General features: G+C 34.7%; 17 protein-coding genes. 6 read left to right on the top strand and 11 right to left on the bottom strand.

Annotated elements, in window-relative coordinates:
* Window positions 1-4 precede the first annotated feature (4 nt).
* The 3 genes from CRN91_RS06935 to CRN91_RS06925 all read right to left on the bottom strand — a co-directional run bounded on the left by CRN91_RS06935 (window position 5) and on the right by CRN91_RS06925 (window position 2,078).
* Window positions 5-1,258: an NAD(P)/FAD-dependent oxidoreductase gene (locus CRN91_RS06935; RefSeq protein WP_114115706.1), complete on the bottom strand. Its 1,254-nt coding sequence runs from the start codon at window positions 1,256-1,258 to the stop codon at window positions 5-7.
* An 82-nt stretch (window positions 1,259-1,340) separates the two neighbouring features.
* Complete coding sequence (locus CRN91_RS06930; RefSeq protein ID WP_114115705.1) at window positions 1,341-1,670, bottom strand: hypothetical protein; 330 nt, start codon at window positions 1,668-1,670, stop codon at window positions 1,341-1,343.
* 18 nt (window positions 1,671-1,688) lie between these two features.
* A complete protein-coding gene (locus tag CRN91_RS06925) occupies window positions 1,689-2,078 on the bottom strand; it encodes a hypothetical protein (RefSeq protein WP_114115704.1) in 390 nt (129 codons plus the stop codon).
* A 98-nt stretch (window positions 2,079-2,176) separates the two neighbouring features.
* Between CRN91_RS06925 and CRN91_RS06920 the strand changes: the two genes are divergently transcribed.
* A complete protein-coding gene (locus CRN91_RS06920; RefSeq protein ID WP_114115703.1) occupies window positions 2,177-2,527 on the top strand; it encodes a nucleotide pyrophosphohydrolase in 351 nt (116 codons plus the stop codon).
* Here CRN91_RS06920 and CRN91_RS06915 read toward each other — a convergent pair whose 3' ends face one another.
* Both CRN91_RS06915 and CRN91_RS06910 read right to left on the bottom strand, forming a co-directional pair.
* Window positions 2,528-2,995 (bottom strand): hypothetical protein, encoded by a 468-nt coding sequence (locus CRN91_RS06915; RefSeq protein WP_114115702.1) that lies wholly within the window; start codon window positions 2,993-2,995, stop codon window positions 2,528-2,530.
* Window positions 2,996-3,035: 40 nt separating this feature from the next.
* Window positions 3,036-3,260 carry a DUF6356 family protein gene (locus CRN91_RS06910; protein ID WP_114115701.1) on the bottom strand — a complete coding sequence of 75 codons (225 nt, stop codon included), beginning with the start codon at window positions 3,258-3,260 and terminating at the stop codon, window positions 3,036-3,038.
* A gap of 125 nt (window positions 3,261-3,385) precedes the next feature.
* Between CRN91_RS06910 and CRN91_RS06905 the strand changes: the two genes are divergently transcribed.
* Window positions 3,386-3,898 (top strand): RDD family protein, encoded by a 513-nt coding sequence (locus CRN91_RS06905; RefSeq protein ID WP_114115700.1) that lies wholly within the window; start codon window positions 3,386-3,388, stop codon window positions 3,896-3,898.
* A 9-nt stretch (window positions 3,899-3,907) separates the two neighbouring features.
* Complete coding sequence (locus CRN91_RS06900; protein ID WP_114115699.1) at window positions 3,908-4,741, top strand: phytanoyl-CoA dioxygenase family protein; 834 nt, start codon at window positions 3,908-3,910, stop codon at window positions 4,739-4,741.
* On the opposite strand, the gene CRN91_RS06895 is transcribed toward CRN91_RS06900, so the two are convergent.
* Window positions 4,738-5,595 (bottom strand): alpha/beta hydrolase, encoded by an 858-nt coding sequence (locus CRN91_RS06895; protein ID WP_114115698.1) that lies wholly within the window; start codon window positions 5,593-5,595, stop codon window positions 4,738-4,740. The two genes, CRN91_RS06900 and CRN91_RS06895, sit on opposite strands and share 4 nt — an antisense overlap.
* A 155-nt stretch (window positions 5,596-5,750) precedes the next feature.
* Here CRN91_RS06895 and CRN91_RS06890 point away from each other — a divergent pair, with 155 nt between their 5' ends.
* Together CRN91_RS06890 and CRN91_RS06885 are read left to right on the top strand one after the other, a co-directional pair.
* Entirely contained in the window at window positions 5,751-6,044 is a 294-nt protein-coding gene (locus tag CRN91_RS06890) for a hypothetical protein (RefSeq protein WP_114115697.1), read from the top strand.
* 28 nt (window positions 6,045-6,072) lie between these two features.
* A complete protein-coding gene (locus CRN91_RS06885) occupies window positions 6,073-6,297 on the top strand; it encodes a hypothetical protein (protein ID WP_114115696.1) in 225 nt (74 codons plus the stop codon).
* Window positions 6,298-6,304: 7 nt separating this feature from the next.
* On the opposite strand, the gene CRN91_RS06880 is transcribed toward CRN91_RS06885, so the two are convergent.
* On the bottom strand, window positions 6,305-7,177 hold the full coding sequence (locus CRN91_RS06880; RefSeq protein ID WP_114115695.1) for a DMT family transporter: 873 nt from the start codon (window positions 7,175-7,177) through the stop codon (window positions 6,305-6,307).
* A gap of 78 nt (window positions 7,178-7,255) precedes the next feature.
* A complete protein-coding gene (locus CRN91_RS06875) occupies window positions 7,256-7,627 on the bottom strand; it encodes a hypothetical protein (RefSeq protein WP_114115694.1) in 372 nt (123 codons plus the stop codon).
* Between the two features lie 115 nt (window positions 7,628-7,742).
* Here CRN91_RS06875 and CRN91_RS06870 point away from each other — a divergent pair, with 115 nt between their 5' ends.
* A complete protein-coding gene (locus tag CRN91_RS06870; RefSeq protein WP_254424928.1) occupies window positions 7,743-8,849 on the top strand; it encodes a serine hydrolase domain-containing protein in 1,107 nt (368 codons plus the stop codon).
* On the opposite strand, the gene CRN91_RS06865 is transcribed toward CRN91_RS06870, so the two are convergent.
* From CRN91_RS06865 to CRN91_RS06855, 3 genes are all read right to left on the bottom strand, one after another.
* On the bottom strand, window positions 8,842-10,242 hold the full coding sequence (locus CRN91_RS06865) for a M81 family metallopeptidase (protein WP_114115693.1): 1,401 nt from the start codon (window positions 10,240-10,242) through the stop codon (window positions 8,842-8,844). The two genes, CRN91_RS06870 and CRN91_RS06865, sit on opposite strands and share 8 nt — an antisense overlap.
* Window positions 10,243-10,263: 21 nt before the next feature.
* The gene (locus CRN91_RS06860) at window positions 10,264-11,691 is read right to left on the bottom strand and encodes an aldehyde dehydrogenase family protein (RefSeq protein WP_114115692.1); all 1,428 of its coding nucleotides are present in this window, start codon (window positions 11,689-11,691) and stop codon (window positions 10,264-10,266) included.
* A 70-nt stretch (window positions 11,692-11,761) separates the two neighbouring features.
* Window positions 11,762-12,937, bottom strand: coding sequence for a pyridoxal phosphate-dependent aminotransferase (locus CRN91_RS06855; protein ID WP_114115691.1), 1,176 nt, complete (start codon window positions 12,935-12,937; stop codon window positions 11,762-11,764).
* Between the last annotated feature and the right edge of the window lie 43 nt (window positions 12,938-12,980).

The raw sequence follows: 12,980 nt of genomic DNA, 5'->3' as shown, positions 1-12,980 counted from the left end.
CTAATTAAAGTAAATGGCTTGCAGTGGCCCCCATTTCAATAAAATTCCCTTTGATTTTAGAAAAAGGTTCTTGATAATAATCTACAGGATTTACTGGTAAAGAGTCTTTGTTGCCACTAATAAGAAATTCACTAACTGCCTTCCCAAAATAAGTACCAGGTCCAATTCCTCTTCCTGAATACCCAAAAACTGAATAAGCATTATTGCCCAGTCTAAGAATTTTAGGAATATGATCACCTGTCATAGCGATACGTCCATGCCAGCTAAAATCAATAGTAATATTTTTAAGATGTGGAAAGAGCTTCTCAACCTTTCTTATTGCCCAGTTAGTATGAATCTTTGAGACGCTATGATCAAGGTTTCCAATGCCACCAATAATAAGTCTATTATCAGCATCAAGTCGAAAAGAAGACATTACACTAGCTGTATCCCAACATCCCTCACCATTGGGTAAAACCGACTTTACCTGATCTAAAGATAAAGATTTAGTTGCAACTTGAAAATACTGTACAGAAGTATATTTTGATGGATTTAGGCCTTTAATTGGTTTTTGATAAGCATTTGTTGCAACTAAGAGCATTTTTGCCTTAATCGATCCCTCAGGAGTATTTACTAGCCAATCATTATTGATTGATTGAATGCTATTTGCCAAAGTTGACTCATAAATATTTACGCCATTAGATTTTGCAGCTCTTGCCAGGCCAAAACAATAATCCAGAGGGTTAATAACACCAGCTTTTTTATTAAAAAGAGAGCCAAAAAATTTTGAAGAGCCAATTCTTTGCTGTGTCTGCTTTTTGTCCAAAAGCTCTAAATCAGCACCCCGCTCAGATAATTGTTTAAATCTCAGTCGAAGATCTTTTAAACCTTTCTCAGAGTGGGCGCAGTGAAGGGTCCCTGAGCGATTAGCACTACAATTAATCTGATTTGAATCAATTAGACTAAATACTAAATCAGGTGCAGATGCTAAGGCATTATTAAGCTTGCTACCTGCATCTAACCCAAGAATACTCTCAACCTTTTCAGGAGGCATCCATAAGCCAGCATTAACCAGTCCAACATTTCTACCAGAGCCACCATATCCTATTTTCTGATCAATAAGAGTAACCGATAAACCACTCTTTGCTGCAAATAGAGCGGCTGAACAACCAGTAAAACCACCACCAATAACCACCAAATCAGTTGTAATTGATTTTTTAAGATTACCAAAGGCAATTTTTTCTTTAGAAGTTTCTTGCCAAAGATTTTTTTGATGCATTTTTAAATTAATTTTTAAGTATTTAACAATATATAAACAAAAAAGACGCCCTAAAGCGCCTTTAATTTGAGATTAATGCTGCTTATGGAAGAAGTGTTGCACCAGTTTCCATAGTTATAATTTGCCCATCCTTAATTTTATGAAAAGCTAATACTGCTTCACGCGTTCCATCAGGAAAGCTCATTACTCCATGAGTAACCATAGCTTCATTGCTTTCATAAAGACAGCGTGATTCATGAGTTACAAAATCATCACTACTCATCATAAATGTAAACATTTCCATAGATTTCTCTTTATCCATTGTTGAGTTATCTAGATGCATGATAAATTGGTAATCATCATGAAGGGTTGCGGCATAAGCCTCCATATCATTTGCTTCTCTTGCTGCTTCTTGTGCTTGGTATATTGACATAAGGTCTCCTTGAAATAATTAAGATGTTACAAAATAAATAATAACTGCTATTAGAGGAATTAGAGGTCTAATAGCATTTTTTAGTTGATGATCAGCACCGTCAAAAGTTGACCATACTTTTAATACAAGTCCCATGTTAAAAATAAAAGCAAAAAGAGTAAAAATACCAATTCCTGCGACTAATTCTTTTGCAGAGCTAAAGCCTCCAATTTGGAGCATTGGTAGAGTTGCAATTAGCATCAATACAAAACCAAACATTAGAAAACCTGCTGGTTTAAATGCAAAGCCTGCTTGAGGAGAGTCCATTCGATTTGACTCTGCAAACTTCTGAGAATTAAATGTAAGCTGGGTAGCAAAAAAACCACCAAACAATATTAGAAAAAACTGACAATAAAGTGGAACGCCCATAATATCTCCTTAGGTTAATTTAATTACTTGAAAAATTTCAAGCAGAATAAGTATACTAAATTTTTTCGTAACGTAGTATTAAAAATTTAAGGGAATTTATGAATATATCTGAAATACAAGATAAGCTTGAAATTTTTGCCAGTGAAAGAGATTGGGGGCAGTTTCATACTCCAAAAAATTTATCAATGGCTCTCAGTGTTGAAGCTTCAGAATTGGTTGAGATTTTTCAGTGGCTAAATCCGGAAGAATCAAATTCTCCTAATCAAAAGCAGATTCAAGAAATTAATAGTGAAGTGGCAGATATAGCTATGTATCTTCTGCGTTTTTGTAGTGTCTTAGGGATAGATATTGAAGAAGCAATTAAGACAAAATTAGAGAAAAATGCGCTGAAGTATCCAGTTAATTTATCAAAAGGGAATGCTCAAAAATATAATCAAAGAGGTAATTGACTATATCTCAACTTTACGACATTCGTATGGCTTTCCAGTTGCCGGTTGTAAGTTGATGTAGTCATCAGAAAGAACAACTATTTCCTCAGAGTTTCTTTCATTAAGAGTAAACTGCTCTTGCATATTAAAATACTGATCAAGCCACGGATGATTTCTATTAGTAACCTTAATGGAATTAATCATGCTAACTAAGTTTTGATCATCGATTTCCCAAACACCTTTACCTAAAGCACTATATTTAACTTTGACTTTATTCTCTTCAATTGGAAAATCTACGATTAACTCACCAAAACTATTCCAAGTACCATCTTTTTTATATCTTATTACTTCAATTGCCACGTAGCCAGGGTAGAGATCTTTACAGACCCAGTTTCCAAGTATCTCAGTTTCATAATAACGAGGAGACATAGCCCCCAAGGTAGATGAGCTATATACTAAGGATACAAGAATGATTGATAAATACTTCATAAGATAAAGTTTAGATTAATTTTGTATAAATCTTAGTGAATTATTGATGTTTTATTGATGAATTAACTATATTTTTTTTATGCTCATCAGCCATTTTTACAATTTTATTACTAACAGTTTCTTTAAAAGCAAATGGCAAAATAGAATGAATTAAGGCAATAATAAAAAGTCCTAAGAGTATAAGGCTATATTTCCATGCACCCCAAAGATGCTCAAAATAGTTGTATCCAAACTCATTAGGATGCTTAGTAAAGATATTACTCATAAAGTACTCAATAATGTTTAAAGAATATGTTAATTATAAAGACTAATAAATGATTAAATTTTATTTAATAATCGAAAGGTATTTATAATAAGCTCCAGTTTTCTTTAAAAAAATAATTATTAAAAATGAAGGATGATGAGTATGCAGGTTTTTGGATTAGAGTTGGGGCAAACCTAATAGATCTAATTATTTTGATTATTTTATATGCCAGTGCCTTATGGATACTAATGTTGCTTTTTGGTGATTTCTTTTCTTCAAATCTTTATTATATGGATATTGATAAAAACATTCGACAAGGAAACTCTTTTCTGAAAATTTGGGATATCTTATTTCAGTATATACTTCCTTTTATTGCTACTATTTGGTTTTGGTTAAGGTTTCAGGCTACGCCAGGAAAAATGGCAGCTAATCTGAGACTTGTTGATGCAAAAACTGGCAACACGATATCTAAAAAACAGTCTATCGGTCGTTATTTTGCCCAGATAATTTCTATTATTCCTTTTGGTCTTGGCTATTTTTGGATTGCCATTGATCAAAAAAAACAGAGTTGGCATGACAAATTAGCAGGTACTGTAGTTATCAGAAGTCGCCACCTTGAAAAAGTGGTTTTTGACAAGTCAGAAGATAATCCTAAATAGCCTTAAGCCATGCCTAAAGTATTAACAAAAGAACAGATTGAGCAGTATCACGATGAAGGTTTTATTGCTCCTGTAAGAGTTATATCTGAGAATGAGGCCCTCTCAATTAAAAACCAACTTGAGCAAGTTGAGGCTGATTTTCCTGATGAAATTAATGCTCAAAGTCGAAATAATTTACATCTTTCATTTGCTTTTTTAGATGCACTAGCCCACAACACGATTATTGTTGATGCAATGGAGGATCTTATTGGTCCTGATATTGCACTTTGGGCATCAGTAATGTTTATTAAGGAGCCATCTTCAAAGCAATACGTGAGTTGGCATCAAGATGCGACCTATATGGGCCTTGATAGTATTGATTTTCCAACTCCATGGATTGCTCTAAGCCCAAGTAATAGAGACACAGGATGTATGACAATGATCTCTGGAAGTCACCACTCTGAGATACAAATTCATAAGGATACCTTCGCTGAGAATAATATCTTAACTAGGGGGCAAGTAATTCCTGAAGTTGATAAATCAAAGGCTATTGATCTTATTTTAGAGCCAGGAGAGATGTCAATTCATCATGGGGCTATTATTCATGGATCTCAACCAAATAATAGTGACCAAAGGAGGATTGGTTTTTCACTCCAATCTTATGTGCCTCCTTCCATAAAACAGGTAGTTGGAAAAAATATATGGACTCATATAAGAGGTAAAAAGAGGCAAGATAATGATGGAATTGAGTTAGATCGCCCTAAATATAATATGGATCCTATTACTGTTGAGCAGCGAAGAGTTGCTGAAGAAAATTTATCTAAAATCCTTTATAAAGGTGCTAAGATTAAACGAAAATACTAGATATAGCCTTTAAGCCAAATTATAATTTTCTTTACGCCATCTTTTGTCTGAGATGAGCTCAAAATATCACCTAGAACGCCATGCTTTGAGCTGTCATCTTTATTTGTTAGATGAGGATTATGAACAGAAACATTTTTTCCCATTTTAGAAATTATTTTACGAGTAGCTCTAGCTGATACAACCTGATCATCATCTGAAAACCAAAATAAAATTGGCTCTTTAATCTTATTATGTTTAACTTTATAGGCGGCAACAACTGAATCCTTTACTGCAAATAAAGCCTTGATTGGGTAGCTAGTTGTCCAGCATCTTGCATGATCAATGCTTCTCGGCTCAAATGAGTGCTCTTTACCAAAAATATAAGGGATAAAAAACTTTGCTCCAGGAACCCTAAGTAGTTGTCCTAAATATGATTTAGGTCCAAAGTTAGGAGATACATAAATAACAGCTTTAGTATTTGTTGAATATTGAAGGTTAGTATGAATTAATGAGCATCCAGTCGAACAGCCAATTAAGATAAGTTTATCTCCAATTACATTACCAATATCTATAGCCTCCTTAGTGTCAATCATCCAATCATCAAATGAAGCTTCAGCTAAAGATTGACCATCTAAACCATGTCCTTTCAGTCTTGTAAAAAAAATATTTGCATTAAGCTCTTTACCAAGCATCTCTATGACAGGACTAAGTTCGGCTCGAGTTGCTGAAAAGCCATGAATATATACAAGACTTATTTTTGTTTTGACATTTTTTTGATCTGCCCAGAGTATTTTTTTTTCTGTATTAGGACGAATATTTAGAATCTCATTTTCTTTATCTTGAATGTTTTTATCTAAAAAATTAATTTTAATCATCTAACTTTCTTGCATTACTTTTGATGAGTGAATTATAGCTCGATATAAAAATAAATCTTATAATTTTTTGTATACATAAAGAATACTTTAAATAATACAATTTGTATACAAAAAGTGTATACTCTCTATAGGAATCAAAATTAAAACTCTTAAAGATGGCTAAATACGTAACAAAAAATCAAAAAGAGGATGAAAAAAGAGTGGTTAGTGTAAGGATACGTAAGCCAGTCTTTGAGGCATTCAAAGGCGCATCAATTGCGGCTAAGGAGTATGGCTACAGTATGTCCCTTTCTGTTGTCTTTGAAACGGCTATGGAAGATGCAGTATCTGAGTTTAAAGAAATTAGTGGTCTTGATTATCTTGATATGCAAAAAACTAACCTTGATAAGAATTGGGAAAGTAAATTTAAGTCAAATATAAAAAAATTTAAAAGTAAACCAAAAAAATGAGATTTTTTTTAATTAGGAGTTATAAATAATGTCTGAGAGTAGTGTGATCAATAAGATTAAAGATTTAAGAAGTGATCTAGATAAGGAAACAAAATTGCTGAAAAAGCAAATGGAGCTTCCCTTAAATTCAGCGATGGAAAAAGATAAGATTAAAGCTCATCAGTCTGAGGGATTAGTTAAAGGAATAGCTTTTTCGAAGTGGGTTAGAAAAATGACTTCACAATTTGAGTCTATTGACCCATTTTATAAATAAGTTTTTTTCAAGGTAATTTAAGTTGTTTTTTTGACCAGTTCCAATTAATAAGGGTACTGGCTACACCTATCATAATCATAACTCCACCAATTGCCATTGCTTTAGTAAATTGCTCATCAAGAAGAATCATTCCAGCAATAATTGAGGTAATTGGAAGGAGCATCAAGAAGGGTGATACTTTACTTACATCTACGCTACTAAGTAGGTGATACCAAACACTATAGCCAAGTACTGTCATAATAAATGCTAAATAGAAAATGATCGACCAGTCAAATAGACTGGCAGTTGTGATTGCTTGCCATTGGCCATCCTCAATAATAAATGAAGCAAGAAGCATTTGTGGAGTAGCCATAATTGCCACCCAAGCTAGAATAGTTATTCCAGAGAGTCCCTTTAGACGGCTAATCATAATTTGAGCAACAGCCCATACTGCAGATCCTGCAACTAATAAAAGTACGCTATCAATATGACCTTCAAGTCTTGGCTCACCCGCAATAATAAAGACTCCTGCAAAAGCTAGTCCCATTCCAAAAGCTCTAGTTAGACCGAGTTTTTCTTTCAATAAAATAGTACCCATCAGAGCTAATATAGGACCTTCAAGTTGAACTAAAATAGCTGCTGTTGAAGCATCGATACCTTTAAGTCCATTATAGGTTAGGCCATACTGTATTGTAGAACCTATAAGTGCAACTATGAAGATTTCACGCATATGCCCCCATGGAGGCTTTGTAAACCAAACGAGAACTAATCCTGCTATCCCAAAACGAATTGACATAATAAGTAATGCAGAAAATTGCTCCATGCCAATCTTTGCAAGAGTAAACCCTAAGCCCCAAGTTATAGGAACAATAAGTGCTAAGAGAATTTGTTTAGAATTCATATTTATTTTTTAATGCCATTAAAAAAAGGAGGTTAATTATGACCTCCTTTTTAACATAAAAATATAATAAATTACTAATTAGGCGCGAGATTTCCAGTAGAAAAGAATTACAAACAAACTACTTAAACCAATTCCAAAGTACTGCATACCTCCAGCAGGTATAGCGCCAGTTGATAAATGAAAAACTTGAAGTGCAATTGCTAATATCTGCAGAATGATAAGAGTTATAGTTGCTTTTTTCAGCTGTTTCAGTGAAGTCCAATTTGGAAGCATTAGGAAAATAACAGCAGTAAATAGAAATGACATCCCTAAAAATTGTGACATTGTAATCATTGGTGCGGTAACTTCCCAACCATAAGTTGCAGCCATCATATCAGTACCAAACCACATAGACGCTGCCCACAAAAGACCTAGTAAGCCATTGAGCCGGTAAACTAAAGCTAAAGTCATATCATATCCCCTTATTTTTCTATAATCTTACCACAAGACATGAATCTTTAATATATGTCATAAAGGACTACTTTATTTTTTTAAATTTAAATAATTTTTTTATTAGTTGAGTACAATGACAAAAATGAAAATCATGAAACCCCAAAAAGATAATTACTACCCTTCTGCAGATTCAAAAGGAGGTTGGCGTATCCTTCAAGATAATAAGGCAATAAAAAACCTTACTAGAATGAATTTGGATAGATTAAACATAGTTATTGAAAATTACAAACGCTTTTCTGATAATTATGCATCTGGTATTGTAATTATTAGAAATGGCCATTTAATAAAAGAACACTATAGTTTTATGACTTTGCCTGGAAGTCGATTTGATATCTGGTCATGTACAAAATCATTTACTGGAACTGCTTGGGGCCTTTTGTTTGAAGAGAGTCGAAAAGGGACGCTTCCAGGTAACGCTCAAGTTGATTTAAACACTTTAGCCTATAACTTTCTACCTAAAAAACTGCAGGTTACTGACAAGCGAAAGGAGGGTATAACGATTGGGCATTTACTGAGTATGACCTCCGGTATTGCAGGAGAGGATAGACTTACTTTTGGTATTCCAACAAATAGTAATCATGGTCCTTTTGAGCATGCTCTTGGTTATTGCGAAAATCGATATGGAAAAAAAACTAACACTTTAATTGCTAAACCAGGAGAAATTTGGGATTACAGTGATCCTGCAATGGCTCATTTATCAATACTATTTAAATCAATTATGAAAAAAGAGATTCATGAATACATGCAGGAAAAAGTGTTCAGTCAAATAGGAATTGAAAATGCAAGCTGGGATGTTCTTGGCGGTGGTCAATTTTTAGGGCCTCATACAAGTTCTCATATAGGTCTGCATATTTCAGCAAGAGATCTAGCTAGATTTGGATACTTACTCTTGAATAAAGGTTTTTGGGAAGGTAAGCAGATTATTCCAAATTGGTGGGTTGATGTTGCTACAAAACCTTCACAAAAGCTAAATCAAGATTATGGATATACTTTTTGGATAAATACAAAAGGCACTCGTTGGCCTGGACTTCCAAAAGATATGTTTGCATTGGAGGGTTACAACTCAAATAGGTGTTATGTTGTTCCTTCTGAAGATTTAATTGTTGTAAGAGTTGGAGCAGGTCCAAATCAATGGAATGAGCAGGCTCTTATAAGTGGTATCTTAGATGCAACTAATTAATTAGGATTAATCCATTACTTACCTGTGGGGTAAAGTCGCTGAAATCCTGGAATGGGTAAATTTTTTTGTTTCTATTAATATTTTCTATGCTTTTTAGATCTTGGTTTACAGCGCCATCTGATAACACCATAAATGAAGGTGCTAAAAGTTCTTGAAGCTCTGGAGAAAGATAGCCTGATTTAACTATCAAAAGTTTAAAGTCTTTAAGGTCTATTTTGAGTTTTGTAAAGTCAGCCATATTATGAAAAGGGCGTCTAATACTCGAGATTATAATTGTTGAATTTTTAACTTTAACTACTGCACATTTATTTTCAAAATATACGCTTTCAGCTAAAAGCTCAAGTGAAGGGCCACCCCCTCCAAAACTTCCACCTAGATTGAATTTCTTACCTTGTTTGAGTTCATCATAAGCTGATTTTGATGCAATGCCGGCAAACAAAGTATCTTTAATTTCACTTTCTAAGACCTCCTTCAAAATATCAGCCCTATCACCAACACCACCAGCTGTTGGATTATCACCACTATCTGCAATAATTGAAAAATCTCCACCTAACCAATTGATAGCATCTTTTATGCCGCCTGTTTTCATATCTGACTTAAGGTTTTTACGACAATCCCAATACTGATTAGCAATATTTTTGCAAACAACAGCACCAGAATTTTGGTTTGTACATGTAACAACTGCTGCTGCTGTAGCTCTCTTAGTATCTGCCCAAACATAACCAATCATAAGATTTGAGTCAAGAATATTTGGCTCTTGGTCATAAAGCTCTAGGCTTTGATATATTGAATAACAGGGCTCCATAAAGGTTGATGACATTTCACCTGAAACCAACAATGGAATCGGTGACCATACAACACAAGGTCGATAATTATCTTTCAGTGCCCTTGCAAGAATAATAGACGCGCGTCTATAAGTATCAATAACATCAATATGGGGTGCTGTTCTAAAGGCAGTAAAGGCGTCAATATTTTCAATAATCTTGTTGGTAATTTGGCCATGAAGATCAAAGCTGACTGAAATTATGCAGTCTTTACCAACTGCTTTACGAACTGAAGAAATCCACTCTCCCTCAGGATCATCTATACCATTAACAAGCATTGCACCATGCATAAGAAGAAGAACACCATCAAGATTGTCTATTTGTTTTAGCTGTTCAATAAACTTATCTTTTATTTGTTCAAAGTATTCGCCTTCAATTGGTCCACCAGGGACTGATTTATTGAAAAATATGGGATAAGCTACTAAATCGTATTCATTAAATGGAAAATCAATTAAATCAAGCAATGCTTCACCATCAAGAGAGGTAAAGTCACTCTCTTTTTGATAAAGTGGGGAATAACTGCTACATTCTGTACTGATACCACCAATAGCTACGTTTTTAGAGGGCATGGAGAAGTAATTAAAAGTTAATTAAGTCCAACCAGTAACTACTTTAACCTCAATAAATTCATTGAATCCATGCTCTCCACCTTCTCTTCCAATTCCAGAGTGCTTGAAGCCACCAAATGGAGATCCTAATGCTAAACCTTTACCATTGACTTCTACAACTCCAGAAAGTAGTTTTTTTGAGATTCGTTTAGCTTTCTCAGGATCCTGAGTTTGAACATAATTTTCTAAACCATATGGGGTATCGTTAGCAATTGCAATGGCCTCTTCTTCAGTATCAAAAGGAATCATAGAAAGAACAGGACCAAAAATTTCAGTGCGAGCAACTGTCATTTGATTGTTGACATCAGCAAAAATTGTTGGTTTTACAAAGTAGCCTGTTTCAAGTCCTTCAGGTTTTCCAGTTCCACCAATGACTAATGTAGCATTTTCATCAATACCAGCCTGAATAAGGGCTTGAATCTTATCGAACTGAAGTTTTGATACAACTGGACCCAAATGCCTGCCAGTATTTGAAGCAATATCTGTTTTAGTTGAAATGGCTGTTTCTTTTGCTATTTCTACTGCCTGATTATAAATTGACCTCTCTACAAGCATTCTTGTTGGTGCATTACATGACTGTCCAGTATTGTTGAAACAATGCCTAACACCCCTTTTAACTGCCTTCTCATCCGCATCAGCAAAGATAATATTTGCGCCTTTACCACCAAGCTCTAATCCAACTCTTTTAAAGTCATCGGCAGCATTATGAGAAATTAAAGCACCAGCTCTTGTTGAGCCTGTAAAGGAGACCATATCAACATCTGGATGAGAGGTAAGTTGACTACCTACTCCAACACCATCACCATTAACAAGATTAAATACTCCAGGAGGGCAGCCAGCCTCTTCAAGCATTTCAGCAAAAATCATAGAATCTAACGGCGCAAGTTCAGATGGTTTAAGGACCATAGTGCACCCTGCAGCAATTGCTGGGATAACTTTAAGAGCGACCTGACTAATTGGCCAATTCCATGGAGTAATTAATGCACATACTCCTTTTGGTTCATAAATTAATTGATTATCAGAATCATCAAGTTGTTTTTCAAATTCAAACTTTCTTAGTTGATTTAGGAAATCTTCAATCGCTTCTGTTCCACTTGGAGCTTGTGATGACTTGGCAAAGTCAATAGGTGCTCCCATTTCCATTGAGATTACCTCAGCCATATCATCCATCCTTCTTTCGTAGATGGTATGTAATCTTTCTAATAAGGCAATTCTATCAGCTTTTGTTGAGACAGACCAAGAAGGAAATGCTGCCCTTGCAGCAGCAACAGCAGCATCAGTATCTGCTTGCGAACCAAGAGAAATAACCGCACATACACTTTCATCTGAAGGATTAATAACATCTAAGTCATTCTTGGTTGATGGCTCAACCCACTGACCATTAATGTAGAATTTTCTTTTATCTAACATGTTTTTTTCTCCTAATAATAAATTAGAGGTTATCTTAAGCAATTTTTGATGTCAAGCAAAAATTTTATATTTAAATACTTGCTAATTTTTCAACTGATAATTTAATATTATCCATACTTGTTGCAAAGGATAATCTTACATAGCCTGGGGCTCCAAAAGCTGACCCAGGAACTACAGCTAAACTTAATTTTTCTAAACAATAGGTTGAAAATTCAACATCATCTTGAAGACCAATACGTTCAATAAGACCCTGAACCTTTGGAAATGAATAGAAAGCACCACCTGAGCGAGGACACTCGATTCCATCTATTGCATTAAGACTATCAACAAGAAAATTATGACGACGCTCAAATGCCTCAACCATCATAGTAATAAAGGACTGGTCGCCATTAATTGCCTCAAGAGCAGCAGCTTGTGAAATTGAGCTTGGATTAGATGTTGATTGTCCTTGGATTTTTTTCATAGCTTTAATTACGAGTTCAGGACCTGCAGCATAGCCAATTCTCCAACCTGTCATGGCATAAGCTTTAGAAACACCGTTAAGGATTATAATCCTATCTTTAAGCTCTGGACAAGCCATGGCAATGTTTATAAATTCATCATTGCCCCAGCGAATATGCTCATAAATATCATCACTAATAATAAGAACTTGAGGGTGTTTCTTTAGTACCTCCCCAAGGGCTTCAATTTCAGACTTACTGTAAACAGATCCTGTTGGATTGGAAGGGCTATTTAAAACTAAAAGTTTTGATTTAGAATTGATGCTTGCCTCAAGTTGCTGTGGTGTAATTTTAAAATCTTGATCTAATCCAGCCTCAATAAATACAGGTGTTGCATCAGCAAGTATCGCCATATCTGGATATGAAACCCAGTAGGGAGTTGGAATAATTACTTCATCACCTTCATTAAGGATAGCTTGGCAAAGGTTATAAAAGACTTGCTTGCCTCCACAAGAAACCATAACTTCATTAGCTGTGTAATCTAACCCATTCTCTCTTTTAAACTTATCACGTATTGCTTTTTTAAGTTCTGGTGTACCATCTGCCGCTGTATATCTGGTCTCTCCAGCACCAATAGCATGAATTGCTGCTTTCTGGATATTGACTGGCGTATCAAAGTCTGGCTCACCAGATCCCATAGAGATAATTTGAACACCTTGAGATTTTAATTCTTTAGCTTTGTCACTCACAGCCATCGTTGCCGATGGTTTAACTTTTTGGACTCGATTAGATAAGATAGTAGTCATTTACTGAACTCTTTAAATGGTTTAAAATTAAGGGTTTTATTTT

It is taken from the genome of Candidatus Thioglobus sp. NP1 (assembly GCF_003326015.1).
GTDB lineage: Bacteria > Pseudomonadota > Gammaproteobacteria > PS1 > Pseudothioglobaceae > Pseudothioglobus > Pseudothioglobus singularis_A.
Note: the sequence above shows the minus strand (reverse complement) of the source record. Positions and strands in the feature narration are given on the sequence as shown.

What these genes read in the sequence shown, in the direction of transcription:
- CRN91_RS06935 (WP_114115706.1), bottom strand. Translation starts at nt 1,258, where the DNA reads ATGCATCAAAAAAATCTTTGGCAAGAAACTTCTAAAGAAAAAATTGCC.
- CRN91_RS06930 (WP_114115705.1), bottom strand. Translation starts at nt 1,670, where the DNA reads ATGTCAATATACCAAGCACAAGAAGCAGCAAGAGAAGCAAATGATATG.
- CRN91_RS06925 (WP_114115704.1), bottom strand. Translation starts at nt 2,078, where the DNA reads ATGGGCGTTCCACTTTATTGTCAGTTTTTTCTAATATTGTTTGGTGGT.
- CRN91_RS06920 (WP_114115703.1), top strand. Translation starts at nt 2,177, where the DNA reads ATGAATATATCTGAAATACAAGATAAGCTTGAAATTTTTGCCAGTGAA.
- CRN91_RS06915 (WP_114115702.1), bottom strand. Translation starts at nt 2,995, where the DNA reads ATGAAGTATTTATCAATCATTCTTGTATCCTTAGTATATAGCTCATCT.
- CRN91_RS06910 (WP_114115701.1), bottom strand. Translation starts at nt 3,260, where the DNA reads ATGAGTAATATCTTTACTAAGCATCCTAATGAGTTTGGATACAACTAT.
- CRN91_RS06905 (WP_114115700.1), top strand. Translation starts at nt 3,386, where the DNA reads ATGAAGGATGATGAGTATGCAGGTTTTTGGATTAGAGTTGGGGCAAAC.
- CRN91_RS06900 (WP_114115699.1), top strand. Translation starts at nt 3,908, where the DNA reads ATGCCTAAAGTATTAACAAAAGAACAGATTGAGCAGTATCACGATGAA.
- CRN91_RS06895 (WP_114115698.1), bottom strand. Translation starts at nt 5,595, where the DNA reads ATGATTAAAATTAATTTTTTAGATAAAAACATTCAAGATAAAGAAAAT.
- CRN91_RS06890 (WP_114115697.1), top strand. Translation starts at nt 5,751, where the DNA reads ATGGCTAAATACGTAACAAAAAATCAAAAAGAGGATGAAAAAAGAGTG.
- CRN91_RS06885 (WP_114115696.1), top strand. Translation starts at nt 6,073, where the DNA reads ATGTCTGAGAGTAGTGTGATCAATAAGATTAAAGATTTAAGAAGTGAT.
- CRN91_RS06880 (WP_114115695.1), bottom strand. Translation starts at nt 7,177, where the DNA reads ATGAATTCTAAACAAATTCTCTTAGCACTTATTGTTCCTATAACTTGG.
- CRN91_RS06875 (WP_114115694.1), bottom strand. Translation starts at nt 7,627, where the DNA reads ATGACTTTAGCTTTAGTTTACCGGCTCAATGGCTTACTAGGTCTTTTG.
- CRN91_RS06870 (WP_254424928.1), top strand. Translation starts at nt 7,743, where the DNA reads ATGACAAAAATGAAAATCATGAAACCCCAAAAAGATAATTACTACCCT.
- CRN91_RS06865 (WP_114115693.1), bottom strand. Translation starts at nt 10,242, where the DNA reads ATGCCCTCTAAAAACGTAGCTATTGGTGGTATCAGTACAGAATGTAGC.
- CRN91_RS06860 (WP_114115692.1), bottom strand. Translation starts at nt 11,691, where the DNA reads ATGTTAGATAAAAGAAAATTCTACATTAATGGTCAGTGGGTTGAGCCA.
- CRN91_RS06855 (WP_114115691.1), bottom strand. Translation starts at nt 12,937, where the DNA reads ATGACTACTATCTTATCTAATCGAGTCCAAAAAGTTAAACCATCGGCA.